Here is a 12222-nt window from a genome sequence, read left to right as displayed (position 1 = left end):
CGGTGTCAATCAAGGTGTTGCAAGTTTTGTAAAGCGAATTATTCAACAAAGCAAATAAATTTTAACTCAGACAGTAATTTGAGAGGATTCACGCAAGACTAAAGCCTTGCCCTACAATGCATTTGTATGTTTCTCTATCCAAAAATAGGAAAACTCCAGGGGAGTTTATACTTGACATAGCGAATTTGTTCAGTAATAATATAGAGAAATGGAAGAACGAGACCTTATTTTAGATTGTGCTCTGCAAAACATGCCGGAGAGTTTCAAAAAAATTGTAAGTAAAGATGATTTTATAGTCACAATGAGTACGAGAGCACAAGAAATTAAAAGCAAGACAAAAGATTTTGTAAGAAGTGATATTGGACAATGTGTAGGAGTGATACCTGAACTTGAAGTTTATTATGGGCCTGATATTGGTAAAATTGAGTTGCGTAGTCTGGTAGCAGAATTCTGGACACACTTTTACAAATTAGACAAGCTCAACTATGAAAATGTTGCTATAACATCAGGGGCAACTCAAGCGTTCTCATTATTATTTGCTATACTTGGCTACAAGCAGAAGGTGATTTTATCAACTCCTAACTGGCCCACTTTTCCGGATACAATTGCGAAAGCGGGTGCAGAATGTATAAAATTTGAGCTTATAAACGAGGACAGTAGAATAAGATTAGAAGAATTAAGTAAATTCATTGAGAAGGAACAGGCTAAGATTATACTTATTAACTCACCTAATAATCCTTCTGGAATAGCTTTGACTGAAGAAGAGATGGGCAACTTTGCGGCACTTGCAAGAAGACATAATCTCATTATAATTTCAGATGAAGTATATAATAGAATACGGTTCAGAGACAAGCCTCAAACAATGCTATCTTTTGCACCTGAACGTACTGTAGTGGTGAGTGCTGCATCAAAAGAATATCTTATCCCAGGGCATAGAATTGGCTTCGTCATCTCAAGATGCAAAGAGCTAACAAATGTGTTTCTAAAAAAACTTTTACGCTGTGACTCTTCTTGCACAAGTGTAGCAGGACAGGATGTTATAATCCCAATTATTAGAAAAGAAGTGGTCGAGCTGAAAAATGGGAAGCAGCCAAGTTTTTTAGTTCCTGTAATTAAAGAATTGAGACGTCGTAGAGATGCACTTGGTGAGTGTCTTAAATCAGCTGGGTTTGGACTTATGGGGGATAGGTTGCCTGATGGTAGTATATTTATGTTGGCAAAGTTGCCAAAAGAAATAAAATTAAGTGATGTAGAATTTATTGAAAAGGCGATAGAGATGAAAAAATTTAGCGGTATCCCCGGTAGTGCATGCGGTAAGCCGGGATGGTTAAGATTCAGCTTCGGTGGTATGACAATGGAAGATATTGAAAAATTTGGTAAAAATTTAAGAGAAGTAATTAGTACATTGAAATAGAGAGAGTAAGTTGCTAATTAATTATTTAATAGGAGAATTTTTATTTTTGTACTTGGTACCTACTAATAGGATATCAATTTAACTAAGCATATTTTTTCTGTTATTATTTTATTTCCTATTTCTAATCCGCAAAAATATATGCCATTACTAACTATTACATTATTTTCATCTCTTCCATCCCAAACTATTTTGCCGAGTTGGTTTAGATTATTAAATGTACGAACAACTCTACCGGATAAATCGTATATCTTTAATATCTTATTTTTTATATTTGGTGTTGCATAATTTATAGTGATATAATTATTAAATGGATTAGGGTCAACTTCTAATTTTAGAGTAAATGATTTTTTATCCCTATATTCTATTCTTGACGGGTCATAAAGCACCCAAATAGAACCACCTTCATCATAACAAGTTACACATATTCTATTATTATCTTGATTAACTCCCATATACCCACCAGAACCAACTGATACACTATCAATTACAGTATTTGTTGTACCATCTATTACAAAAACAAAGTTGCTCTCAAAAATTGGGATATAAATTTTATTCGTAGTCGGATTAACTGCTATAGTTACAGGGCTTTCGCCATTGTCTCCCGGACTAAACTTAATAGTATCAACAACTGTGATTCGCCCTAAAGTAATTGTTGGTAAAACAATTATTCCAAAAAATAACTTTTTATACATTATACATCCTACTGACCCTCAATAATATGGTAGTTACCATTATATCTTTAAAGAGAGCGTCTAAAATATTATATAAGAAAGATAAGAAAGATTGAATGTAGAAATATTCCATAATTTTATTTATATCGTCGTTCTCTTTATCTTATAAGAACAATTTTAGCATGGCTGAAATGTTCCCCATTTTGTTTTATTGTATAGAAGTATATTCCGGAAGGCAAATTACCCAGTTCTATTTTCTTTAACCCAGAAAAGTATTTCCCTATATTTATTTCTTTCACAACTATACCTCCACAATTATATATGATAATCTTAGTCTCATCACCAAACTGGTGGTACTCGCCGCTCATTTTCAGAAAAATGTAACCAAAAGATGGATTTGGGTAAACTTGCAATAAGAGATTGGCGGGGACGATTGAATTTCTCTCACTTATGCCAAATACAGCTTTTATATCATAATGATACCCTAAATCTACAATTCCTTCGTCATGTATTGTATCACTACGAGTGGTGTAGATATCTAAATTCAAAGCCTCAGCAGTAGTATCTCCTGCATCAATGCAAGGACTATTTATTGATTGTCCTGCTGCTACATGACTTAAATAACATTCACCCCCAGGCCCTGTGGTAAAGAGTGGATCAGCTGAAATATCGTTTGAGCCAGGAATACACCCATTATAGTTTGTTCCATTATTCCAAACACAATTAAACAATAAAGTTGGATTACCCCCAGAAAAACAATAGATTCCATTGTGTGTATTATTTACAATTATATTGTTACGAATTGTAGGTGCAGCAGAATTATAGCAGACTATACCATTTGTGCAATTTACAATAGTGTTGTTAATTATAAAAGAACGCGAAAAGGAGCTGTCACAATCTATTGCCCGATAATCACTGCCAGCAGTACCACAATTAATTAAAAGGTTTCTTATTACATATGCAGTTGAGTTATTAGTGATAATCCCAGATTGTTGAATATTTTTAAGAATATTTCCACTAATTGAGGCGTTAGAGTTTTGCATCCATATACCACGACGAGTGTTTTCAAATAAGTTATTAGTTATTCACGGTGTAGTAGTGCTATCACAATATATAGAAGGATACAATGTAGAAGTATTTTTAAAAGAATTGTTATAAACCACACCACCAGATGGAGGTCTATCTAAATATAACAGAGTTACTAATAGAGGAGTCAAACTCATTACTATCTATTATTGCATATGCCTCATAACCTAACCAAATATCTGGATAATTGTTCCTTTTAAATTTATTATTTTTTATAAGAAGACTTCCTCCCTCACAGTAAATTCCATTGTAAGTATTTTCCATAATTGTATTCTCTAAAATAAAGGGAGAAGATCCCAAACAAATTATTCCAGATCTATTAGAATGCTTTATTGTAAAACCTTTTAGTGTAGTTAACGTATCATCCAAATATGGAAATCTTAATGCAACTTCACTATATCCAGCATCTATAATAGTGAACTCAACTCCGTCTCTACTTATAATTCTAATACCATTTTTAAAAACAATGGGAAACACACTGTTTGTTGTATCATATACTCCGGGAAGGATTGAAATGGTGTCGCCTACTCCTGCTGAATCAATTCCTGCTTGTATATGTGGACACTCAGTTGATGGAACTGTTCAAATTTTGCATACAATAAATATTTGAACCCATTGTCCTGCATATAAATTATTAAACGATGAGCTCAATAAAAAACCCCATTATAAAAATTAATTTTTTCATTTTTTCCTTCAATGTTTATAGTTCATACCTCCTACCTTCCTCTATTTTTACATGTTCTCTTTTTCTGAGAATTATCTTTCTTCAAATGATTGCCTACTTTTTAAATTTTATTATACTTCTCTCATTTTGTCAAGGGAAAACCCGGATTGTCTTCTTATTTTTTGACTTCAACGCCACAAGTAGGCAGATTATGTCAGCTGAGCGGACTCCAGAAATACGACTTGCCTGTCCCAATGTTAGCGGTCGTATTTTTGATAGCTTCTCTTTAGCTTCACGAGAGAGGCTGTTAACTTTTGAATAATCAAATGTAGCCGGAATCTTACAGTGTTCAAGCTTTTTAACCCTATCAATTAACTCATATTCTCTCTCTATATAGCCATCATATTTTGCGTGTAGCTCGACTTTAGTTTGAATTTCTGATGTCAGTCTTCCTGCTATAGGCTCAATTACTTGGTAGGTTAGCTCTGGTCGTTTCAAGAGCTGAAAAATAGTGGTGGAAGACGAAACCGGAGTTGAGTTATGTGCTTCTAATAATGGATTTATTTCATCTGGTGCTACCTTCATCTTTTTTAACTCATTTAATTTTAATTCTACTTTCTTCGTTCTTTCTTTAATTTTTTCATATACTTCATTATCTACAAGCCCAAATTTTACTCCATATGGCATGAGACGCTCGTCTGCATTATCTTGACGCAGTATTAACCTATGTTCAACACGTGAGGTAAACATCCGATAAGGTTCACATATTTCTTTTGTGACGAGGTCATCAATAAGTACACCAATGTAGGCTTCGTGCCGGTATAGAATAAATGGTGTTTCCTTCTTAACCCTCAAGCCTGCATTTATGCCTGCAATTATGCCCTGGGCTGCTGCCTCCTCATACCCTGATGTCCCAAGCACCTGACCTGCAAAGTATAAGTTTTTAACTAATTTAGTCTCAAGCGTTGGATATACTTGTTCAGGGAATACGAAATCGTATTCAATCCCATAACCGTATCTTATAATTTCTACATTCTCAAGTCCCGGCACCGTATGCAGGATTTCGAGTTGAACATCTTCAGGGAGTGAAGTTGATAACCCATTTAAGTAACACTCGTCAGTCTCAATACCGTCAGGCTCTATGAATACCTGATGGCTCTCTTTTTCTTTAAATCTAACATACTTATCTTCAATTGATGGACAATATCTGGGCCCTATCCCTTTTATCACGCCTTGATAAAGGGGCGACCTATCCAAGTTTTTAAGTATAACTTCCTGCGTCTTACGATTTGTATGTGTAATATAACAAGGGATAGATGGCGGATTGAACTCATTCGTCCGATACGAGAAATGGTAAGGATTAGAATCCGGGTATTGGGGGACGAGTTTTGAAAAATTAATTGTACCTCCATTAACTCTTGGTGAAGTTCCTGTCTTAAGCCTACCAAGTTTGAAGCTCAGTTTCTTAAGTGATTCTGATAACTCTTCTGAAGGTGGTTCACCCACCCTTCCCGAAGGATAATGATGTAGCCCAATATGGATAAGACCGTTGAGAAATGTACCAGTTGTGACAACTACAGCTGTACTGAAATATTCTGCCCCTCTCTTTGTGTACACTCCAATTGCTTTATCGTTCTTTACAATTATCCCCGCAGCTTCCTCCTGTTTTATGCATAAATTCTTTTGAGTGTTAACAACTCTTTGCATTCTCTGCCTATATCTTTTTCTATCAACCTGTGTCCTAAGTGACCACACTGCCGGCCCCTTTTTTGTATTGAGCATCCTAAATCCTATTCCAGTTTCATCTGTAGCATACCCAATTTCACCACCAAGTGCATCTACCTCAAATATAAGTTGTGATTTACCAATTCCGCCCATTGACGGGTTACATGATAGCTGTCCAATTGTATCAAGGTTAAGAGTGAGAAGTAGAGTATTAAGTCCCATCCTTGCAGAAGCGAGCGCAGCCTCACAACCCGCATGCCCACCTCCAATAACTATACAGTCAAAATTACTCATTAGATTCTTCACGTAGTTTACCCTGAGCCTATTGAGATTCTTCCCCTTCGCTCCGCTCAGGGTCAGAATAACAGGCGAAGGGTTCAGAATGACAGTTTGCCGGGAAAGAAGAACTGTATTTCTCTAGCTGCAGTTTCTTTTGAATCTGCTGCATGGACAGCGTTTTTACAAGTGGATGTCCCAAATTGGTGCCTAAGTGTACCTGGGCTTGCATTTTTAGGGTCAGTTGCACCAACAACTCTTCTTAGATAAGTAACTGCATTTCCACGTGCTAACAAGGCAACAACAATTTTACCTGAGCTGATAAATTTGACGAGTTCGTCAAAAAATGGCTTACCACGATGTATATCGTAAAATTCTGCTGCCAATTTTTTTGATAGCTTTAATAACTTTAATTCAACAATCTCAAATCCTTCTGCTTCTATTCTTGTAAGAATCTTACCAATAAGTTTGTGTTCTACGGCATCCGGTTTTATAATAAAAAGGGTCTCTTCGGTCACAGACAGTTATAGTGGCGTATTGCAATACGCCACTACACTAAATTTCACATAAATTATAGAATAAAATCAAGTGGGTCTTTAGGTTCTCCATTTACCCATACTTCATAGTGGAGTCTCGGTCCAATTGTTTTACCAGTTGTCCCAACAAGCCCAATTATATCACCTCTTTTAACATATTGGTATTTTTTAACTTTTATAAGTGAAAGGTGTGAGTATCTTGTCTCAATTTTACGTCCATGCTCAATTACAATCATAAGACCGGCATGTTGCTTAATTCCTGTAAATTTAGCTATCCCATAAGCGGGTGCATAAATTTCAGTCCCCTTTGGAGCGGCTATGTCAATACCCTGACAAAATCTTTGTTGTCCTGTAAATATATCATGAGTCGGTCCAAATGTTTGAATTAGGTATCCCTTCACTGGTATAATAGACGGGATACAATTTGCAAGACTGGCATCAGACTTGAGTTTAGAGTTGATATTTTCTAATAGTCTATTATACTCTTTGAGCACACTCATTAACTCATCTACAGTGCAATTATTTTGTCTTTCAGTAGCGGCTTCAGTTAAAACTGTGTTTTGTCTCTTTTTGGCTTCTACTAATAATTTAGTGTATTTAGCATCTAATTCTCTGTATTCTCTCTCATAGTAGTGTAGGTTTCTCTCCAAATGGTCATTATTTTCTTTTAGCTTAGAGACATTAAGTGATTCCTTTTGGTAAAGATATTTACTTGTAAAGGAGATAATAATAAACAGTAAAAGTATTATAATTAAAAGTTTATTAATCCTTATTTCTCGAATTTTAGAAGTATTATGTGGGATTATTATCACTCTCATTTGGGTCTTAATTTTCTTAAAGCCTTTGCTTTTATTTGTCTAATCCTTTCTCTTGAAAGATTAAACATTTTACCAATCTCTTCCAGTGTATGCGGTTCTTTGCCATTTAATCCAAAATAAAGTTTAGTAACCGACCTTTCAGGTTCACTGAGTTCATTTAATTTTTCACGAAGCTCCCCCTCAAAAAGTTCTCTAATTGCATAATCTTCAAGTTTTTCAGGGCTTGCTTTTATGAAGTCGAGCAACGAGACTTCTTCCTGTCCAATCTGTGTGTTAAGTGAGAAGTCACTTTGAGCTACCTGTATTGCCTGATCTACCTCATGAGTTGATAACCCAAGTGCTTTTGCTATTTCTTCTGTGCTCGGCATTCTTCCAAGTTTTTGTGATAGTTCACTTTCTATTTCCATTATTGTTTTTTTGCTTGCCAATTTTTGTACCGATACTTTAACAGCTTTTGCTTGTTGATATATTATCTTTAATATATGCTGTCTTATCCACCATGCTGCATAAGAGATGAATCGTACTCCTTTACTTGGGTCGTAAGTTTTAAGTGCTCTTAAGAGACCAAGACTTCCTTCATCTATAAGGTCGCCAAGTGGAACACCCCGTCCTTGATATAATTTAGCAATACTGACAACATATTTAAGACACATAGTAACAACCCGATTCCTTGCATCAGAATCACCAAGTTTTATCTTTCTTATAAGCTGCTTTTCATCCTTTATAGATAAAGGGGAAAGCTCTGCTATTTCTTCTAAATATGTTGATAGAACTCTATTTCTCATCTCTCTGGAGTCAATGCTACAAATATTGTCATGTCACCACGCTGAAGTTTAAACAAAATAGGCGATTTTTGTCGGCTATAGGTTGATTTTGCATCCTTGTAATCTTTGATGTTTTGTATTTCCTTTTCACCTATCCTTTTGATAACATCGCCCGGCTGTATCCCTGCCTCATATGCAGGCGAATCCTCTTTTACTTTGGCTACAACGACCCCCTCTTGGTTAGCTGTAACCTGGATTCCAAGCCATTCCTCAGCTGTAGTTTTGGCAACTTCTTCTTCTGTTGGTCTTTTTCCTACTTTTACTGATAGTGTCAAAGTTTTACCTTTCCTTAATATTTTTACTGCTACTTCTTTACCAATCTTTGTCTGTGCGACCATACTTGGAAAGGCATCAAAACTCACTTCTTTATTGTCCCATTCAGTGATTATATCCTCTTCTTTTATCCCAGCTTCTAATGCAGGTGAGTTTGGTAGCACTTTTTGGACAAGTACGCCTTTCGGTTCTTTTAATTCATAGGCTGCGGCAAGCTCTTGTGTCAGTCTCTGATAACTTATACCAAGCCAGCCTCTTCTCACTTCCTTATACACAAACAAATCTTCCTTAACTTTCTTTGCAATATTTATTGGGATAGCAAATCCAATCCCTATATTACCTGCAGGATAAACACCAGCAGTTTTTATGGCGGTATTTATACCAATGACCTCTCCTTTTATATTTACAAGCGGTCCTCCTGAGTTACCCGGATTTATAGCTGCATCAGTCTGGATAAAATTCTGAATTTGAGGTCCGCCACCCGCTATTTCTAAATGAGCTCTCCCTTTTGCAGAAACTACTCCAACTGTAACTGTACCCATAAGTTGGAACGGGCTACCTATTGCCATAACCCAATCACCGACTTCAACTTCGTCTGAATCACCAAGCCTTGCATAATGAAGGTTTTGAGCCTTAATCTTTATAAGTGCAACATCTGTCATATTGTCTGTTCCTATCACTTCAGCTTTGTGTTCCTTTTCATCCATAGTTTTAACAACTATCTTTGATGCACGTTCAATAATATGGTTATTTGTCAAAATATAGCCATCTTCTGAGACTATAAAGCCGGAGCCAAGTATTGGGCGTCTAATCTTTTGCTTTGGGTATTCTCGCCTAAATTCAGGAAAAAATCGCTTGAAGAAATCATCAAATGGGTCTTCAAAGAAATCTGAAAATGGTGACCTCACTTCTAATACTTGTTCTGCTGATATACTTACCACTGTAGGTAACAATTCTTTAGCCACTTTTACAAATGGACTCTTGCCTTCAGGAGTGATAGGTATTTGTTGAACCTCTCCTTGAGGCGTTGCTTCTTGTTCCCATAAGGTTGAAGGTTCACTATGCGACACCTGTACCCGTCTAATGAGCCAACTTGGTAAGTGGAGTCGTGGTCCCAAAATTAATAAAATTGACACTATACCTATTAACAGGATAGCCACAAACTTCTTCATCTTACACCTCCTCTCATTTTACCTCTTGCGCAGGTAATCCCATTTGTCCTTTAACTATATAAGTTTGAATAAAAGAAAATATGTTGTATGTAAACCAATAAAGGACGAGACCAGCAGGGAATCTCAAAAATATAAATGTAAACATAATTGGCATAAAGTAAGACATCATCTTTTGTTGTGATGCTTGCTGTCCTCCCATAACACCAAAACCTTGCACTTTTTGTTGTACAAACATCATTATACCCATAAGTATAGGTAATGCAAAATAAGGGTCATGTTGTGACAGGTCTTCTATCCAGTGTGGTATAAACATTGCACCTCTCAATGCTATTGTAGTATCAAGTATTGCATAAAGGGCAAAGAAAATGGGTATCTGAATAATAAGAGGTAAACAGCCTGATAATGGACTCACTCCACGCTTTCTATAAAGAGACATCATAGCTTGATTTAGCTTTTTAGGGTCATCTTTGTATTTCTTTTGCAACTCCTGTAACTTTGGTTGCAGTTGTTGCATAGCTATAGCTGACTTTTGGCTTATCTTTGAGAGTGGAAAGAAAACGATAGTTAATATAAAAGAGAACACTATTATCACTACCCCATAATTTGGTATAACTCTATGCAATACAAGAAATATCTTAAGAAATAGTCTTGATATAGGAGTTATCCACTTCCATCCAAGATAACATGCATTTTGGAGTCCAAAGCCGGAGCTTGAAAGTATATCGTAATCCAGTGGTCCTGTATATACCTTGAAGTTATAAGATTTGTTTGACTTTGTTACAAGCGCTAATTTAACCCTTGTAGCCTCCGGATCTTTTGTACTCGGCATACAGCCATATGCGCAACCACCACCTACACTTCCGAGCGCAAATCTTTTCATTGAGTAGCTATCAGTTTCAATTCTTGGTATAATTGCGGCAAGGAAGTATTTATTTTTAACACCTACCCAGTCTATATCACCGGGCTCACCTTTTGGTACAGTATCAAGACTACTTAAGCTCTTGACCACAGTGATACCTCCAAGAGTTGCGAGTCCACCAAAATATCTCAGTTCCATATCCTTATTTTTCTCAGTTGATGCAAGACCCGAGTTCCATATGATTTTGTATTTATCTGAATTTGAGATATCAAGCGATATGTCAAACATATAGCTTGAATCCTGGAATTCGTAAACCTTATGAATAGTATCTCCTGATGTTAATACAAATTCGTACACTATCCGATTAGGTGAACGTTCTACTACATTAAAGATTTCATTTGATAAATCTATTTCTTTATTATCAATTATTACTACATCATTAAGTGTTCTTTTCCCTGTAGGTATAAGCTCAACCCACCCCCCTTCTATTGCCTTATATTGTTTAAGTTTTATTGATTGAATACTTGCACCGAGGGATGTAAAGATAACACGAAATAATTGTGTATCTATGGTATCAAGCGGTAAGGACACGCCATGGTGTGTCCCTACAATAGTAGGTGCATTTTTGCTCTCTATAGGAGGTGCTACCTCAACTTGTTGAGGTACTTCTTTTTTAGGCTCTACTTTCTTAGGTGCATATCGCATCAATATAGACTGCCATAATATAAGTATCAAGAATATAAGTACTATACCAATAATTGACTTCTTATCCATAGACTTTTATTTTAATATCTTTTTATGATTTGTCAAATATTTTTCAAAAGTGGTGAACATAGCTTTAGCTTCCATTAATTAACTTTTTTAATAAATATAACTTCAATATTTAAATTTGTCAACCAAAATATCCTTTTTAGGTCGTTGATTAAGACATAACCACCACCTCGTTGGAGACTTTCCGGGAAGAACATTTGCGGATCGCTCCCTGTGGTGATCTCTCAACCTGAACGAACTTTTAACTTGACAAACCAATAGAAACATTATAGATTTTGGACGATGCGAATTTTATTTATAGGTGATATAGTAGGCAATCCTGGTAAGTGGGCTGTGGCTCGTGTTTTACCTGAACTCAATAAGGCAAGCCCTATAGATTTTGTTGTCGCAAATGGTGAGTGTGCAGGAAAAGATGGTATTGGAATTAAGCCAGATGATGTAGAAGAGCTTATATCTATGGGAATAGATTGTTTAACATCAGGTGAAGCAGTATGGCATAAGAAAGAGACATTTGAATTCCTTAAAACTAACCCAAGCACCCTCCTTCGGCCGCTTAATTATCCACCCGGTGTACCCGGGCTTGGTAGCTTCATTTATGAACCCGGTATAGCTATAATAAATTTACTTGGTCGTTCTTTTCTTGCAAATATTGACTGTCCATTTAGGGTAGTGATAAATGAGATAGAGAAACTCAAGTCACAAGTTGAGGTCGCATCTCCTAAAATTATCATAATCGACTTCCATGCCCAAACTACAGCTGAAAAACAGGCTTTTAGCAGGTTGGTAGACGGTAAAGTAGCTGCAGTTATTGGGACTCACACAAGAATACAGACAGCAGATGAGAAAATCTTACCTCGTGGGACTGCATATATAACAGATGTCGGTATGACAGGCGTCCAAGATGCAATTGGTGGTATGGATAGGGAGCTATACATTGACTACTTTTTGAAAGGAATTCCAGTTAAATTTAAACCAGCCACTGGTGCAGGCAAGCTTAGTGCCGTTATTTTAGATATAGATGAAATTACTAATAAAGCTACCCAAATACAAAGGATTTGCATGTAGATGTGCTTCTAAATTGAGATAGGGACAGGTTTTTAACCTGCCCTTTTGTTTTAGGCAACTGCAAGGAT

Annotated in this window: 11 protein-coding genes; 2 read left to right on the top strand and 9 right to left on the bottom strand. The window is 36.2% G+C overall.

Annotation, left to right across the window (positions count from 1 at the left end):
* Positions 1–208: 208 nt before the first annotated feature.
* Positions 209–1414 carry a pyridoxal phosphate-dependent aminotransferase gene (locus QMD71_07320; GenBank protein ID MDI6840639.1) on the top strand — a complete coding sequence of 402 codons (1206 nt, stop codon included), beginning with the start codon at positions 209–211 and terminating at the stop codon, positions 1412–1414.
* Positions 1415–1476: 62 nt separating this feature from the next.
* Here the strand turns inward: QMD71_07320 and QMD71_07315 are convergent, their stop codons facing one another.
* The 9 genes from QMD71_07315 to yidC form a co-directional block, all read right to left on the bottom strand.
* Positions 1477–2106, bottom strand: coding sequence for a T9SS type A sorting domain-containing protein (locus QMD71_07315; GenBank protein ID MDI6840638.1), 630 nt, complete (start codon positions 2104–2106; stop codon positions 1477–1479).
* Between the two features lie 137 nt (positions 2107–2243).
* Positions 2244–3170, bottom strand: a complete 927-nt coding sequence (locus QMD71_07310) for a right-handed parallel beta-helix repeat-containing protein (GenBank protein MDI6840637.1) — start codon at positions 3168–3170, stop codon at positions 2244–2246.
* 94 nt (positions 3171–3264) lie between these two features.
* Positions 3265–3648, bottom strand: coding sequence for a right-handed parallel beta-helix repeat-containing protein (locus QMD71_07305; protein MDI6840636.1), 384 nt, complete (start codon positions 3646–3648; stop codon positions 3265–3267).
* A gap of 337 nt (positions 3649–3985) precedes the next feature.
* Entirely contained in the window at positions 3986–5854 is a 1869-nt protein-coding gene (mnmG, locus tag QMD71_07300; GenBank protein ID MDI6840635.1) for a tRNA uridine-5-carboxymethylaminomethyl(34) synthesis enzyme MnmG, read from the bottom strand.
* An 83-nt stretch (positions 5855–5937) separates the two neighbouring features.
* Positions 5938–6354 carry a nucleoside-diphosphate kinase gene (ndk, locus tag QMD71_07295; protein MDI6840634.1) on the bottom strand — a complete coding sequence of 139 codons (417 nt, stop codon included), beginning with the start codon at positions 6352–6354 and terminating at the stop codon, positions 5938–5940.
* Positions 6355–6407: 53 nt separating this feature from the next.
* A complete protein-coding gene (locus tag QMD71_07290) occupies positions 6408–7190 on the bottom strand; it encodes a M23 family metallopeptidase (GenBank protein MDI6840633.1) in 783 nt (260 codons plus the stop codon).
* Positions 7187–7975, bottom strand: coding sequence for an RNA polymerase sigma factor RpoD/SigA (locus QMD71_07285; protein ID MDI6840632.1), 789 nt, complete (start codon positions 7973–7975; stop codon positions 7187–7189). Before QMD71_07285 ends, QMD71_07290 begins: the two co-directional genes overlap by 4 nt.
* A complete protein-coding gene (locus QMD71_07280) occupies positions 7972–9459 on the bottom strand; it encodes a Do family serine endopeptidase (protein ID MDI6840631.1) in 1488 nt (495 codons plus the stop codon). The genes QMD71_07285 and QMD71_07280 overlap by 4 nt, the downstream gene beginning before the upstream one ends.
* Before the next feature lie 13 nt (positions 9460–9472).
* The gene (gene yidC / locus QMD71_07275) at positions 9473–11092 is read right to left on the bottom strand and encodes a membrane protein insertase YidC (GenBank protein ID MDI6840630.1); all 1620 of its coding nucleotides are present in this window, start codon (positions 11090–11092) and stop codon (positions 9473–9475) included.
* Between the two features lie 279 nt (positions 11093–11371).
* Here yidC and QMD71_07270 point away from each other — a divergent pair, with 279 nt between their 5' ends.
* A complete protein-coding gene (locus QMD71_07270) occupies positions 11372–12154 on the top strand; it encodes a TIGR00282 family metallophosphoesterase (protein MDI6840629.1) in 783 nt (260 codons plus the stop codon).
* Positions 12155–12222 lie beyond the last annotated feature (68 nt).

The sequence above is a fragment of the bacterium genome, assembly GCA_030018315.1.
Classification (GTDB): domain Bacteria; phylum Hydrothermota; class UBA3073; order JACQXS01; family JAGMCI01; genus JASEGA01.
The sequence above is the reverse complement of the archived record's forward strand: the minus strand, read 5'-3'. Positions and strand labels throughout refer to the sequence as shown.

Bases quoted from the DNA above. Each gene is read 5' to 3' on its own strand.
- QMD71_07320 (MDI6840639.1), top strand. From the start codon at position 209: ATGGAAGAACGAGACCTTATTTTAGATTGTGCTCTGCAAAACATGCCG.
- QMD71_07285 (MDI6840632.1), bottom strand. From the start codon at position 7,975: ATGAGAAATAGAGTTCTATCAACATATTTAGAAGAAATAGCAGAGCTT.
- QMD71_07290 (MDI6840633.1), bottom strand. From the start codon at position 7,190: ATGAGAGTGATAATAATCCCACATAATACTTCTAAAATTCGAGAAATA.
- mnmG (MDI6840635.1), bottom strand. From the start codon at position 5,854: ATGAGTAATTTTGACTGTATAGTTATTGGAGGTGGGCATGCGGGTTGT.
- QMD71_07280 (MDI6840631.1), bottom strand. From the start codon at position 9,459: ATGAAGAAGTTTGTGGCTATCCTGTTAATAGGTATAGTGTCAATTTTA.
- yidC (MDI6840630.1), bottom strand. From the start codon at position 11,092: ATGGATAAGAAGTCAATTATTGGTATAGTACTTATATTCTTGATACTT.
- QMD71_07315 (MDI6840638.1), bottom strand. From the start codon at position 2,106: ATGTATAAAAAGTTATTTTTTGGAATAATTGTTTTACCAACAATTACT.
- QMD71_07270 (MDI6840629.1), top strand. From the start codon at position 11,372: ATGCGAATTTTATTTATAGGTGATATAGTAGGCAATCCTGGTAAGTGG.